This is a genomic window from Mucilaginibacter corticis (assembly GCF_007558865.1).
Classification (GTDB): Bacteria; Bacteroidota; Bacteroidia; order Sphingobacteriales; family Sphingobacteriaceae; genus Mucilaginibacter; species Mucilaginibacter corticis.
In genome coordinates this window covers 361,466-376,400 of the sequence record NZ_VLPK01000002.1, presented here as the reverse complement: position 1 = coordinate 376,400, position 14,935 = coordinate 361,466, and the positions used below count along the sequence as shown (strand labels likewise).

General features: G+C 42.0%; 15 protein-coding genes. 14 read left to right on the top strand and 1 reads right to left on the bottom strand.

The genetic code is table 11. From position 1 onward, the window contains the following. Positions 1-48 precede the first annotated feature (48 nt). From FO440_RS12285 to FO440_RS12275, 3 genes are all read left to right on the top strand, one after another. A complete protein-coding gene (locus tag FO440_RS12285) occupies positions 49-396 on the top strand; it encodes a hypothetical protein (protein ID WP_144248564.1) in 348 nt (115 codons plus the stop codon). 127 nt (positions 397-523) lie between these two features. Next, positions 524-823, top strand: a complete 300-nt coding sequence (locus tag FO440_RS12280) for a hypothetical protein (RefSeq protein WP_144248563.1) — start codon at positions 524-526, stop codon at positions 821-823. Between the two features lie 5 nt (positions 824-828). Further along, entirely contained in the window at positions 829-1,188 is a 360-nt protein-coding gene (locus FO440_RS12275; RefSeq protein ID WP_144248562.1) for an ArsR/SmtB family transcription factor, read from the top strand. 81 nt (positions 1,189-1,269) lie between these two features. Here FO440_RS12275 and FO440_RS12270 read toward each other — a convergent pair whose 3' ends face one another. After that, the gene (locus FO440_RS12270; protein ID WP_144248561.1) at positions 1,270-1,593 is read right to left on the bottom strand and encodes an ArsR/SmtB family transcription factor; all 324 of its coding nucleotides are present in this window, start codon (positions 1,591-1,593) and stop codon (positions 1,270-1,272) included. 164 nt (positions 1,594-1,757) lie between these two features. Between FO440_RS12270 and FO440_RS12265 the strand changes: the two genes are divergently transcribed. The 11 genes from FO440_RS12265 to FO440_RS12215 all read left to right on the top strand — a co-directional run bounded on the left by FO440_RS12265 (position 1,758) and on the right by FO440_RS12215 (position 14,892). Further along, positions 1,758-4,577 carry a TonB-dependent receptor gene (locus tag FO440_RS12265; protein WP_144248560.1) on the top strand — a complete coding sequence of 940 codons (2,820 nt, stop codon included), beginning with the start codon at positions 1,758-1,760 and terminating at the stop codon, positions 4,575-4,577. A 27-nt stretch (positions 4,578-4,604) separates the two neighbouring features. Next, complete coding sequence (locus FO440_RS12260; RefSeq protein WP_144248559.1) at positions 4,605-5,969, top strand: hypothetical protein; 1,365 nt, start codon at positions 4,605-4,607, stop codon at positions 5,967-5,969. 331 nt (positions 5,970-6,300) lie between these two features. Beyond that, entirely contained in the window at positions 6,301-7,389 is a 1,089-nt protein-coding gene (locus tag FO440_RS12255) for a hypothetical protein (protein ID WP_186292655.1), read from the top strand. Then, complete coding sequence (locus FO440_RS12250) at positions 7,386-8,201, top strand: cytidylyltransferase domain-containing protein (protein WP_144248558.1); 816 nt, start codon at positions 7,386-7,388, stop codon at positions 8,199-8,201. The genes FO440_RS12255 and FO440_RS12250 overlap by 4 nt, the downstream gene beginning before the upstream one ends. Then, the gene (locus FO440_RS12245) at positions 8,198-9,046 is read left to right on the top strand and encodes a transketolase (RefSeq protein WP_144248557.1); all 849 of its coding nucleotides are present in this window, start codon (positions 8,198-8,200) and stop codon (positions 9,044-9,046) included. The genes FO440_RS12250 and FO440_RS12245 overlap by 4 nt, the downstream gene beginning before the upstream one ends. Further along, positions 9,046-9,981, top strand: coding sequence for a transketolase family protein (locus FO440_RS12240; protein WP_144248556.1), 936 nt, complete (start codon positions 9,046-9,048; stop codon positions 9,979-9,981). The genes FO440_RS12245 and FO440_RS12240 overlap by 1 nt, the downstream gene beginning before the upstream one ends. Positions 9,982-9,985: 4 nt before the next feature. Then, positions 9,986-11,326, top strand: coding sequence for an aminotransferase class III-fold pyridoxal phosphate-dependent enzyme (locus FO440_RS12235; RefSeq protein ID WP_144248555.1), 1,341 nt, complete (start codon positions 9,986-9,988; stop codon positions 11,324-11,326). Then, positions 11,326-12,129: an SDR family oxidoreductase gene (locus FO440_RS12230; protein WP_144248554.1), complete on the top strand. Its 804-nt coding sequence runs from the start codon at positions 11,326-11,328 to the stop codon at positions 12,127-12,129. The genes FO440_RS12235 and FO440_RS12230 overlap by 1 nt, the downstream gene beginning before the upstream one ends. 12 nt (positions 12,130-12,141) lie before the next feature. Beyond that, entirely contained in the window at positions 12,142-13,584 is a 1,443-nt protein-coding gene (locus tag FO440_RS24840) for an N-acetylneuraminate synthase family protein (RefSeq protein WP_144248553.1), read from the top strand. Beyond that, positions 13,584-14,513, top strand: coding sequence for a sterol desaturase family protein (locus FO440_RS12220; protein WP_144248552.1), 930 nt, complete (start codon positions 13,584-13,586; stop codon positions 14,511-14,513). The genes FO440_RS24840 and FO440_RS12220 overlap by 1 nt, the downstream gene beginning before the upstream one ends. 4 nt (positions 14,514-14,517) lie before the next feature. Then, positions 14,518-14,892: a DMT family transporter gene (locus FO440_RS12215; RefSeq protein ID WP_222103976.1), complete on the top strand. Its 375-nt coding sequence runs from the start codon at positions 14,518-14,520 to the stop codon at positions 14,890-14,892. Positions 14,893-14,935: the final 43 nt, after the last annotated feature.

Sequence of the window (14,935 nt, the reverse complement as noted above, 5' to 3'; positions counted from 1 at the left end):
CGATATTTTTAAAGACCCGAATTAATGGTTTGATAATATCGCATCCGGATGTGCTTTAAAATATTATATCATAAGTCTTTATCAGTTTTTTTAACACTGGTATTTGTCTTATTTTCCGTCGGACATGTAGCACTTACTTCTGCATCTGCCCATCCATCAAGCCATACAATTGTTCAGGATACTTTTAAGAAAGAAAGCACCCCGCTTGTAGGTAAGGTCTTTGCTCATCCTAAAATAACTGTTCATAAAAAATCAGCATCAGCAGTTACTGCAAGTTTAATATTCAGCTTTACGGCTTACGGATCAATAAAGTCAGAACAAACTGCTAAAGCTGATCTCTGCAAGCCTGCACTCACTACAGACTTTCAAAAATTGCATTGTATTTGGAGGATTTGATGTTTTAAGTAATCACGGACCTTGTATAATATACTAATGTCCCGCTTAAATTAATCATTATCTCACCTACTGTAATTCTGTTAAGTTCAACCAACTTTTTAACTTTATTGCAGCATACAATAAAATTATGCTAAAACTTAATTCAAAGTTTAGCCCGGATGATAACGTCCTGGCCAACTTTGCACAAATTATTTCGTCTCCGGTTTGTTTGGCTGTTATACATTTATTAGCCAATCAGTCAAACGTCACTTCACAGCATATATATACATTGCCTCATCCCTCAATTGTAATTAAAAAGGCAATTATTAAACTTGAATTTACCGGCTTGATCAAGCTGTCTGGTCGCTTTTACATTACCGATGGCGTAACCTTAAAGCACTTATCATTAAAGTTTAATGCTTTTGCTCATCAATTCGCTGTCAAATAACTCACATGGATACCATTACTCAAAAAGACACTGACCTGGCCAACTTTGCCAAAGCCATTGCGCTCCCGGTAAGGGTGGGTATCATTCGTTTGATACTGGAAAGAAAAAACGAAGCTACCAGGCTTGAGCTTCATTCACTGCCCTATAAGCAGGCAACCGTTAACCAGCATTTAGCGGAATTGATATACTTAAAGATCCTGAAAAGCAAAAGAGACGGCCGGATGAATAGTTATAAGGTTGATGAGGCGGTTTTTACTAAAATGTCCAATAATTTTTTAAGCCTGTTAAAAACCCTTGATTTTAAAAATCATGTTACCGGTAAAGAAAAAAGTGAAACGCAGGTTGCATCAGTTGCTGTTTGGTAAGCATTACTGAGCTAAAAAAAGTCAGAAATAGATGCAGATTGGAATTTAAACTTCGTGGTTTTTATTTAGCCGTGCAGGGCGCTAAGCCCCGGTATTATTTAACATTGTTAATAAATGAGCTATGTCTTTAGTATAAATATTCCAGGTGGACTGATTTACTTCATATAAAGACTTCTTTCCCTCATTGGTCATTTTAATTAATTGCACAGCCATCAATTCTTTTAAATGATGTGAAACCGTGGCTTGAGCTAAAGGCAATAGTTCAACAATTTCACCGCACGACAAACGCTTGTGGTCTGCCAATATCCTAAGGATAGCTATTCTTGCCGGATGCGACATTGCCCCGGCAATCATTGAAATTTGCTGATCCTGGCTGTTAAAATCTGTTTTCTTATGTGTGGCCATTTTAAATAGTCGTCTAAGATAAGGGCAAAAAATAGCAAGTACCAAAATTCTAAGAATATTATCAAATCTAATTTATTAGATAATATCTAATAAATTAGATTTGATAATATTTAATTAACATCTCCTTAATGAGGCGCAGATACTTTTGAGCGTCATTAAGATTTATGTTAAGAAAACTTTTATTCATAGCCGTATTCGTTTTATCGGCATCGGTGGTATCCGCTCAAAAAACCGGTCGTCTATCCGGAAAAATTACAGATTTTAAAACCGGCGAAACCTTAATTGGTGCTACTATACTGGTTGAGGGCACTACAACCGGCGCAATGACCAATGTTGACGGACAATACCTGATCACTGGTTTAGCCCCCGGTAAATGCAGCCTTTTGATTCGCTATATGGGTTATGATACCAAATCTGTAAGCGATGTGGAGATCAAAGCGGATGCTGTCGCTATCTTTAACGCAACCTTATCGCCTGCATCTGCAAAATCAATCAATGAGGTTATTATACGCGGCTCTTATAAGCAGGAATCTGTCAACTCACTTTACGCTGCGCAAAAAAACAACATCCAGGTTACTGACGGGATTTCAGCAGATATTATCCGCCGTTCGCCTGACAGGAACACCGGCGAGGTACTGAAAAGAGTAAGCGGAACCAGTATACAGGATGGTAAATTTGTTGTCGTACGGGGCTTATCAGACCGGTATAATGCTAATTTACTAAACAACGCCATTTTACCAAGTTCAGAGCCCGACCGTAAAGCTTTTGCCTTTGACATTATTCCGTCAAGCCTGGTAGACAATATTGTTATTTATAAAACAGCTACGCCCGATCTGCCCGGCGACTTTAGCGGTGGAACTGTAAAAACCACTACAAAAGATCTTCCTGAACGTAAGTTTTTAGAATTAACTGTAAATGTTGGCTATAATAGTAATACAACGTTTAAAAATTTCGTCAACCCGCAACCTCATGGCGGGCTTGACTTCCTGGGTTTTGATGATGGGTCGCGCAAGTTGCCTGACGCATATACCAATGCGAAAGCCAATTACAGCGCTTTAACCGATCAGCAAAAAATCGATATCGCGTCAAAGTTTCCTAATACGTTTACTTATCATAACGTAAATAGTTTGCCTAATGCGGGTTTACAGTTAACCACCGGAAATTCAAAAACTTTAGCTGATAACAATCGTATCGGCTACATTTTCAGCTTAAACTATCGTGCATCGCAGCAACTAACGACAGGCGACAGGACAGAATATAATGCCGCCAATACAGGTACAGCTAATCAGCTGGTAAATTATAGTTTTGACCGGAACAGCTATGCGGCTACAAAAGGGCTTGGTGGTTTATTAAACCTGGCTTATTCTTATGGCCGGAACAAAATAGCCTGGCGAAATCTGTACAATAATGATTTTACCGTCAAATTTGAACAAACCAACAATGGTTTAAATTTTGAGTCGAGCCAGACAAATCCATTAAGGTACCGTGGTTTTTCAAACGAAACCTCTCAAAATGGCTTATATTCTTCTGTGCTGGAGGGTACACATACTTTTAGCAAACGAAACATACAGTTTAATTGGAATGCGTCGTACGGCTTATCCTACAGGAATATGCCGGATCAGCGAATAGTAACTATTTACACGCCGCTCAATCAACCGGAATATGTAGATTTTTCCAACGAAAACAGCCCTAAGCCTAATGATCTTGGGCGAGTATATTCATCATTGCATGAAAATATTTACGGCGTTACAGCAAACTTGACTTATCCATTCAAATGGAATAATATAGGCCAGCAGCTGAAAGTCGGGGGGCTATTTTCATACCGCGACCGTAATTTCAGTACCGACGCGTTGGGCTATGTTAATCAAACTTCAATAAATGGCAGCAACCCAATTGCATTAAATAATGGCGTTAACCTGGGTAACATTTTCAGCCCGAGTAGCATAGTACAAAACAACCTGGCCCTTGCACGCCTTGACCTAAGTTCAACCGATTATGATGGAACCGCTAATCTTAATGCGGGCTACCTGATGCTAAACAACAGCTTCACAGATAAACTCCATTTAATTTGGGGAGCAAGGGCAGAGCATTATAACCAAACGCTTGCAGCCAAAGGAAAAGGCGAACGGGATTACAATAACACAGATATTTTGCCATCAGCCAATTTAACTTATAACCTTACAGCAAAAACTAACCTGCGCCTGGCTTATTTCAGCTCGCTTAACCGCCCTGAATTCAGAGAACTTGCCGACTATCGCTTTTTCGATTATCAAACCAATTATATTATTGTAGGTAACCCTGATCTGGTTCGCAGTAAGATCGCCAATGCAGACTTTCGTTTCGAGTTCTATCCATCAGGCGGAGAAATTATTTCAGTATCTGCTTTTTACAAGAAGTTTACCAACCCTATAGAGCAGGTTAACCAGGGCAATAACATTCTTTCTTATGCTAACGCGCTAAGTTCTACTGATTACGGTGCTGAAATGGAGATCAGAAAAAAGCTCAGTTTTATTGGCGGGCAACAATTCTTCAGAAATCTGACTTTTTATGTGAATGCTTCATACATTGACGCTAAGGTAGTTTTACCTAACCGTACTATTTCTACACCACTACAAGGTCAGTCGCCTTACCTGATCAACTCGGGTTTATATTACCTCACTACAGATGGCAATCTTTCTTTCAACCTGTTGTATAACCGCATTGGCCAGCGACTGGCTTTTCGCGGCGAAGGAAATGCAATAGACATTTATGAACGCCCGCGCGACGTTGTTGATTTTCAGATCAGCAAAACAGTGCTGAACAAACATGCAGAGCTTAAGCTTACCCTTTCTGATCTTTTCCATCAAGCTTATGCCTACTACTATAACTATGGTTCATTAGATAAAACTGCATTCAATAGTAAAGAAGACAAGATCATTCAGCAACGCTATATGGGTACAGGCGCGGTAATATCATTCAAATACAATTTCGGAACAACAAAATAGAGGATCAAAACAAAGTAATCAATTCAAATGAAAAAGAACATTTATTTATTAGGACTTGCAGGGCTACTTGGATTAGCATCGTGCAGTAAAAAGAATGACAGCGGGACAACTCCCATTGTGAGCAACGGTAAGGTTGATGTACGGGGTGTTATTACTGCCAGTCAGCATTGGACAGCCGATAAGGTATATCGCTTAAGGGGTTACGTTTATGTTGATAACAATGCAACACTAACTATTGATCCCGGTACTAAAATAGTGAGCAACAAAGATTCTGCAGGGGTATTGGTTATATACAAAGGCAGTAAAATTATGGCGCAGGGTACTGCAGACAAACCGATTGTATTTACATCTAACGAGACGGACCGTAAACCGGGTGACCTTGGCGGCTTAGTAATTGTTGGCTTGGCTACAGGCAATGAAAACCACACTGTGTTAGAAGGTGGTGTTGATGTTGCCCATCAAAAATTTGGCGGCACTAATGACGCTGATAATTCCGGCGTTTTACAATATGTACGTATTGAATATGGCGGTAAAGCTGTAAATCCGGGCGATGAAATAAACGGACTAAGCATGTACACCGTAGGTAGCGGTACAACTGTCGACCATATTGAGGTAGTTCGCGGTCTTGATGACGCGTTTGAATTTTTTGGAGGGGCATTTAACGCTAAATATTTAATAGCTTATAACTGCGCTGACGATGATTTTGATATGGACGATGGATACCACGGTAAAATACAGTTTGCTGTATCAATTAAAGACCCCACATTTACAGATAACAAAGGTACTACCGGCGATATTTCTAACAATTTTGAAGTAGATAATACCAAAGATGCTTTGGGCTATATGAGCACGCCTGTTACTTTCCCGGTGATGTCTAACTTTACAGCAATTGGCCCGAATAACGCAAGCGGCGTCTCTGCAGATTATGGCTACGGTATGCGCTGGAGAAGAGGTGCTAAATTTATCCTGGCCAATTCTATCGTTATGGGTGGGCAAAAAGCCGGTATGGATATTGATAATGACCCTACAGCTACTTACTACGTTAATAGCGAAAGTGGTTTCAGAAACAGTTTGCTGCAATCATACGGCGCCAACTATCAAACAGATAAATTAACCTCTGTAGCGTTAACCGCGGCAACACTAAAATCATTGGTTGAAACCCGTGACGGTAGTAAATCTTTTGCCAATGCTACGGATGTTGGTTTAACGGATCCTTTTAATAACCAAGCACCTAATTTGATGCCAAAAACAGGCTCGCCGGCATTAAATGGTGCAGCATTTACCGGCACTGCATTAAGCGATGCTTTCTTTACCAAAACAACCTACGTAGGTGCAGTTGACCCTACTGGTACAGACTGGACCAAAGCCGGCTGGGCAGTATATGCAAGGTAAGCCAAGTGTATGATCATATTTTAAAAAAGCCGCTTTAAGCGGCTTTTTTTATTGGGTTAAATTATTAAAATCCTAAACTTAATATATTGATGAGTAAGCCATAAATCCTCCGAAATATTTCCCGTAAACTACACTACAGGAGAGAAAAATAATTGCGTGCATTAGCTTACAAAGCAATGACAAATCAAGATTATCTATAAAAATTTTCTTGACTTTTATTTAAGGGTAAATTAAAGCAAACGTAACAAAACAGCCCTTTTGTTAAGCAAAGATTTTGCCTTTATTAAATGTTTGTGAAGTTTATTTATTGTGGAAAACATAAGGTAACCCAATGTTTAAGTTTGACAAATACAGAGCAAATTACATGGGCTGCACGAAGAAAATTTTATTCATTACAGGCTCTATAAACCAAACCTCACAAATGCACCAGATAGCTGCACAACTACCTGGTTTTGACTGTTGGTTTAGCCAGGTTTTTACCGATGCCGCCTTTGCAAAATTCCTGATCAAAAACACCCGGCTTTTAAATGGCACAGCGCTTTCGGGACAGTTTAAAGAAAACTCAGAAAAGTATCTGCATGCTCATGGTCTCCAAATAGACTATGAAGCAAAGCTTAATCAATATGACCTGGTGGTTTACTGCTCTGATCTGCTGATCCCGCGCCGTATGCGCCAATATAAAACAATATGGGTACAGGAAGGGATGACGGATAAACAGACATTGGCTACCCGCATTGTTAAAGCTTTGCGCCTGCCGCCCTGGTTAACGGGCAATACATCGCTTAACGGCGCTTTAAATGTATGCGATATATACTGTGCTGCATCTGCCGGGTACAAAAGCTTTTTTGCTAAAGGCGGTACTCCAGCTGAAAAAATTGTAGTTACCGGTATGCCTAACTACGATAACTTACAAAAGTTCCTAATAAACAACTTCCCGTATCATGACTATGTTATGGTTGCCACTACGGATATGCGCGAAACCTTCCGTTATGAAAACCGCCCGGCATTTATCCGCGAAGCGGTGAAAATTGCAGATGGCCGCAAATTGCTTTTTAAACTGCACCCTAACGAGAATGCGGAACGGGCAAAAAAGGAAATTCAAAAATATGCCCCCAAGGGTACACTGATATTTTCTGACGGCAACACCAATGAAATGATCGCTAACTGTTGCGAGCTGATCACACAATATTCAACCGTTGTTTATACCGGTATTGCATTAGGCAAAAAAGTTCATTCCTGGTTTAATGTTGATGAATTAAAGAAGTTAACGCCATTGCAAAATAATGGTTCATCGGCAAAAAACATTGCTGAAATATGCAGACGGTATGCTTTATATACCGGCGATAAAAAAGCCTTTTCAATATCGCAACCTGTTGAAGATAGAATATCTGTACCTAATGTTGAACTGGTAGTAGCATGAAAGCGGCATCAAACATAGTAATAGTTGTACAGGCAAGAATGTCGTCAACCAGGCTGCCCGGGAAGGTAATGATGCCTGTTTTGGGCAAGAGCCTTTTAGCAAGAATGGTTGAGCGCCTGCAGCAATCAAGATATCCGGCAACTATAGTAATAGCAATACCGGATGGCCCTGACGACAATGTTATTGAACAGGAAGCTATGCAATTGGGCCTCCCCTGCTTCCGCGGCGATATGAACAATTTGCTGGACAGGCATTACCGGGCAGCAAAAGCTTTTAATGCCGATGTGGTATTGAAGATCCCGTCAGACTGCCCGCTGATAGATCCCGGCGTGATCGACCAGGCGCTTGACTACTTTTTTGACAACGAATATGACTTTGTAAGTAACCTGCACCCTGCTACCTGGCCTGATGGAAACGATGTTGAGATCATGACAATGGCTTGCCTTGAAAAAGCCTGGCAGGAAGCATCGTTAAAACTGGAACTGGAACATACCACGCCTTATATCTGGGAGAATCCTGAAAAATTCAATATAGGCAATGTAGAATGGGCAACAGGGTTGGATTATTCCATGAGCCACCGTTTCACAATAGATTACCTCGAGGATTATGAATTTATCGCCCGGGTGTATGAAGAATTATATCCTGCTAACCCCAATTTTTCGTGTGCCGACATTCTTAGATTACTGGATGATAAGCCTGAAATATTCGACATCAATCAAAAATACGCAGGGGTTAACTGGTACCGCCATCATTTAAATGAACTTAAAACAGTTTCGGCAGCACAAACCAAACTGGCCGAAGAAGAGCTATGAATAAACAAGAACTTGAAAAAATTGCATTAAACGTACGCGAACATATTGTGCGTTTATCCACAGACGGCGGTTGCTTTACAGGCGCGTCGCTATCAGCTGTAGACCTGATCGTGTACCTGTACACAAACTTTTTAAACATCAATGCCCATAATTTAAAAGATGAAAACCGCGACTACCTGTTTTTATCAAAAGGGCATGATGTACCGGCACTATATGGCACATTAGCAGAACTGGGCATTCTTGAAAAAGAGCGCCTGGCTAATCATCTTACTACTAACGATCATATTTACTGGCATCCAAATACACATATTCCAGGTATTGAATTTCATTCAGGCTCGTTGGGGCATTTACCGTCGGTTGCTTTAGGCGTTGCCATGGATATTAAAATGCGTAAAGGCAGCAATAAAGTAATATGTATTTTGGGTGATGGCGAGCTCAATGAAGGCTCATGCTGGGAAGCCATATTGGTTGCTAATGCTTATGAACTGGATAACCTTTTATTTGTGATTGACCGTAACCAGTTCCAGGCGAACGTGCGTACCGAGGAATTGATCCCTTTAGAACCGCTGCATAATAAATTCACCGCGTTTGGTGCCGCCGTTAGCCGTATAAACGGGCATGATTTTGACGAGCTGCATAAGGCTTTTTCCCGCTTTCCTTTTAGCAAAGGCCGGTTAAATGTATTAATTGCTGATACCATTCGTGGTAAAGGCCTGCCAAGCATACAGGAACGCGCCGACCGCTGGTTTTGCAATTTCTCTGCCGGCGAAGTAGAACAGTTATTAGAAGAATTACACGGCAATAACAAGACTGAATTAACCTCTGAAACCTTAATAGTAAGATAATGACTTACGAAGAACTTTTAACCGAGATCGCCAGGGCCAATGAACAGGTAGTTGTAATGACGGCCGAAAACCGTGCATTGGTGCGCAACCTCCCGCTTATTTTAGGTAAGCGCTTTATTGATACCGGCATAACCGAGCAGACTTTGGTTGGTGCGGCGGCTGGCCTTGCCCTGCGCGGGCGGATACCTGTAGTACATGCACTGGCATCATTTTTAACCATGCGTGCTTTTGAGTTTGTACGTACAGATGCAGGCATCCCTAATCTGCCCATAAAGTTAAGTGGCTTTATACCGGGATTTTTATCTGACGCCAATGGGCCTACTCACCAGGCTATTGAGGATGTGGCTTTAATGCGCGGCATCCCGAACATGACGGTGTTTGCCCCTGCGGATGAAGATGATCTTGTAAAAATGCTGCCGCATATCTGGCAGTCACCATCGCCGGCTTATACACGCATCAATACACGTAAAACTGATTATATACATGCTGATTTTGAACCCGGTAAAGCAGAAGTGATCAGCGAGGGTGAAGATATCACTATCCTAACCTATGGGCTTCTATTCGAACAAGCATTGATCGCGACCGAAATATTGCGTGCTGAAGGATTGTCTGTAGGACTGGTAAATATGCGCAGCCTTAAACCGGTTGATGAGCAGGCGATCTTAAAAGCTTCAAAAAGTAATTTATTGGTTACGTTGGAAGATCATTTTTTAACAGGCGGCCTTTACACCATAGTTGCAGAAGTATTGCTAAAAAATCAGCAAACCGCCACCGTATTGCCAATTGCCCTTAACGAAAGATGGTTCCGCCCGGCATTGTTGCCTGCTGTATTAGCATATGAGGGCTTTACCGGTAAACAAATAGCCGAAAAAATATTGGGCTATCAAACCCAACACAAACAACCCACAATTTTATCATCACAATTTGCAGAATAAGTTTATGGCAAATAAAGTAGCTTTTAACCAAAAATACCCCGACATCACCCAGTCTGATAAATTATATCAAAGGGCGCTTAAAGTACAAAAACCTGTTACCCAAACTCTGGCAAAAGGCCCCGGTCAATTTACCAAAGGCATAGCGCCTAAGTATCTTGTAAAGGGCAAAGGCTCACATGTATGGGATGTTGATGGAAACGAATATATTGATTTTAACGCGGCTATAGGCCCGGTATCATTGGGTTATGCTTACCCGGCAGTTGATGAGGCTATCAAAGCACAACTGAATGACGGTATTACCTTCTCATTAATGCACCCGCTTGAGGTGGAGTTGTCAGAATTGATCCAACAGGTGATCCCTAATGCTGAGGCGGTAAAAATATCAAAAACCGGTGCCGACGTTTGCTCGGCAGCTATCAGGGTTGCACGCGCTTTTACCAAACGCGACAAAGTGTTTTGCTGCGGATATCATGGCTGGCATGACTGGTACATCGGTATCACTAGCCGCAATGCGGGCATCCCTGAAGCTATCCAGGAAATGACCTACACTTTTGAATACAATGATATTGAATCAGTTAAAGCTGCGTTAGACGAAACCGTTGCCGCGCTGATACTGGAACCTTTCATTTTTGAAGCGCCAAAACCGGGCTATCTGCAAGAATTGGCCGAAGTATGTAAAGCAAACGGCACCTTGCTGATATTCGACGAGATGTGGACAGGTTTCCGCATTGCAATTGGCGGCGCGCAGGAATATTTTGGTGTAAAGCCCGATCTTGCTGTTTACTCAAAAGCTTGTGCCAACGGTATGCCAATCGCCTTACTAACCGGCCGTGCCGATTTGATGGGATTGTTCAATTCTGAAGTATTCAGCTATACCACCTTTGGTGGCGAAACACTTTCAATGGCAGCCTGCATAGCCACCATAAACGAATTGATCGACCATGAGGTACCAAAATATCTTGACGAAAAAGGCGCTTTATTAAAAGACGGCTATAACAGCCTGACTATTGAGCTGGGAATGGATCAATACACACGCTGCATAGGTTACAACTGCCGCAGCATGGTAACCTTTACGCCCGAAGCAGGCAATGGCCTGGAATTAAAAACCCTGATGCAGCAGGAAATGATAAAGCGCGGGATCCTTTGGGCCGGTTTCCATAATATGTGCTTTAGCCATACCGAAGAAGATATCAACTACACACTGTCGGCTTATCGCGATGTATTGCCGATAGTTAAAGAAGCTATCCAAAGCGATGACGTTAAATCATACCTGAAAGGCGAAGTACTTGAAACAGTTTTCCGCAAAGTAAGCAACTATAATATCAAGCCAAAGGCAGTATTGTAATGGAATTATTCAGCTTAAAAGGCAAAACAGCCATTGTAACCGGCGCACTGGGGCTAATTGGCCGTAAACATTGCGAGGCTTTGGCAATGGCTGGTGCCCATGTAATAGTTGCTGATATTGATGAGCAGAAAGCGCAGGATTTCGCCTTACAACTTGGCGAAGAACATATTGGTATCGGCATCGATGTAACCGATAAGACCTCTGTTGAAGCTGCTTTGTCATTGATATTAAGCAATTATCAAACCATTGATGTCCTGGTAAATAATGCTGCTATTAATGACATGTTCGAAAACCCGGCAATGGCCAAAGAGCTATCCGCATTTGAGAACTACCCGCTTGAAGCGTTTCAGCGTTCGCTGGATGTAAACGTTACTGGTGTGTTTTTATGCTCGCAGGTATTCGGCGCGCAAATGGCAAAGCAAGGTAAGGGCAGTATCATCAACGTGGCATCAACATACGGCATAGTTGGCCCTGATCAAACCATATACCGTAATGCCGCGGGCGAGCAAACTTTTTATAAATCTGCTGCCTACCCGGTTACCAAAGGCGCCGTTATTAATTTCACCCGCTTTTTGGCCGCGTATTGGGGCAATAAAGGTGTCAGGGTAAATACCCTGTCGCCGGGTGGTGTTGAAAACGGGCAGGACGATTTCTTTATTCAAAATTATTCATCAAAAACCTTATTGGGCCGTATGGCAAACGCTGATGATTACCAGGGTGCATTGATATACCTGGCCGGCGATGCTTCGGCTTATATGACCGGCGCCAACCTGGTGGTTGACGGCGGATGGACAGCTATTTAAAAACCCTAACACATGAAAGAGCTATTACAACAAAAAGCAGTGCGCATTAAGTTATTAATTACTGATTGCGACGGTGTATTAACCGACGGTGGTGTTTATTATGGCGAGGATGGCGAAAGCCTGAAAAAATTCAGTATGCGCGATGGTATGGGTGTTGAGCGCCTGCGCAAATTGGTCGGGATAGATACAGCAATTATTACCGGCGAAAAGTCGCCTTCAGTAATAAAACGTGCCGAGAAATTAAATATTGAAGAGCTTCACCTTTTTGTAAAAGATAAACCTGCCGTATTAGCAGGCATCATTCATAAGCTAAATTTAAAACCGGAAGAAGTTGCCTATATAGGTGACGATTATAACGACGCTGAAGTGATGAAACTGGTGGGACTGGCTGCCTGTCCGGCGGACGCGCTGCCCGGTATTAAAGCCATCGCCGACTATGTTTGTCATATCAAAAGCGGCGAAGGCTGTTTCCGTGAATTTGCAGAGCTGATCATCGAGGCAAAAAATGCATACGTTCCTGCCGGCCCTATGAAAAACGGTGTTATCACTTTACGCAATGGCCGTAAAATAGGCGATGGCGAAGCTTGCTACATTATAGCCGAAATAGGTATCAATCATAACGGCTCGCTTGAAATTACCAGGAAATTGATAGACGAAGCAGTAACTGCAGGTGCAGATGCGGTAAAATTTCAAAAACGTACTCCTGAGATCTGTGTACCTAAAGATCAGTGGGAAGTAATGCGTGATACCCCATGGGGCCGCATGTCGTATATAGATTATAAACGCAAAACCGAATTTGGCGTTGCCGAATATGCTACTATCGACCAATATTGCAAAAAAGTCGGGATTGATTGGTTTGTATCAGCCTGGGATGTCCCTTCTGTTGATTTTATGGAACAATTTGACACCATTTTATATAAACTGGCTTCGGCATCATTAACAGATTTTAAACTGATAGCCCGAATTTTAGAAACTGGCAGGCCACTAATGCTATCAACCGGTATGTCTACCATGAAAGAGATTGAAGCCGCCATGACGTTTATCAATGATTATGATCCGGCTTACCCGCTTTTTGTGGCACATGCAACATCAGCTTACCCATGCAAACCTGAAGAACTAAATCTGCGAATGATCGAGACACTTGGCAATAAATTCCCGGGCGTACCAATTGGTTATTCAGGCCATGAAACCGGTTTGGCAACAACCATAGGTGCAGTTGCTATGGGCGCGACATTTGTAGAGCGCCACTTTACACTTGACCGCGCCATGTGGGGATCAGATCATGCCGCTTCGGTTGAACCACAGGGGCTGCAACGCCTGGTGCGCGATATCCGTGATGTAGAAACCGCTGCCGGCGACGGGATTAAAAAGGTTTACGAGTCTGAACTTTCTCCGATGAGAAGATTGCGCGTAAACATCAGCGAGGAGTTTAAGGAAAAGCCGCAATTGAGCTAATGCCGCAAGAAAAAATTGTAACCATAACTACCATTATCCTCTTTACCTGGGCCGCACTGATTATTGCTTGGGAAAGAATCAGGCCATACCGCAAAGGCCTTCCCTTTTTCAGGGAGGGCTTTTGGGTTGACCTGGTGTGGTACACCATTATTCAGAGTTATTTTTTAAAGATCCTGATCTTTGATTATATCATTGCGCCGTTAAGCCACCACTTGGATCTGTCAAATATCCAGTTTGTAAGCCATTGGCCGGTAGTGGTACAGGTATTGTTCTTTTTGTTTACGCATGATCTTTACATTTATCTTTTCCATCGCTTTCAACACTCAAACAAAGTGTTCTGGCGCATTCATGAAGCGCACCATTCAGGTAAGGAAGTTGATTTCTTAGCGGGGTCACGGTCGCATGTCATGGAGATCATTATTAATCAAACCATTGAGTTTGCCCCTATTATTCTGTTGGGTGCGGCACCAGAGGTTATACCTATTAAAGCATTGCTTGATGCTGTCTTCGGTATGTTCATTCATGCAAACATCCGTGTAAACCTGGGTAAGTTTAAATACTTCCTTAACACACCACAATTACATTTATGGCACCATGCCAATTATCAGGAAGTTTTTCATGCCAACTTTGCCACCAAATTTTCTGTTTGGGATTACCTTTTCGGAACCGTTTATGATCCGGGACATACTCCCGGCAACAAACCCGAAAATTGGGGACTGCCCTATTCTTATCCGCGCGATTATTTTTTACAGCATGCGTTTTCTGTAAAGCGTTTTGATGAACAAAGGTTACTAAAATACAAGTGGTTTAAGTGGTATTACCAATTACGGCCGAGCATTATGCAAAAACTGGGCAAGCCTCAATCCAAACAGCACGTACCTGAAAGCCAGGTAATGAAACAACAAACTATGGTAGCTATTAACGATTGATATTTTGGCCTGGATATTTTTGATCATAGCAGCTGCCTGCGAAGCAGCGTGGACTTTTTCACTAAAGCTGATGAAGTTTAACGACCTGAAAAAACTCAATGTGAGTACCGCATTGAATTTAAGCGTAAGCCTGCCAATAATTTTACCTTTTGTGGGCTATATTGTATTTGGCCTGATCAATATCTATTTTTTTTCGCAGGCCATAAAGCAACTCCCCATGGCAATGGCTTTTGCCGTGTGGACGGCTATTAGTTTGATCTTTATTAAATTGGCAGAAATGCTTTTTTTAAAGCAGTCCATTTCAATACCCGAAGCTTTTTTCATTATACAAATAATGACAGGCATTATCGGTCTCAAATATTACGCGCTTGCACAATAGTACAGTCAATACCAAATTATTTTTTTTAGAGCAGGGCAATTTC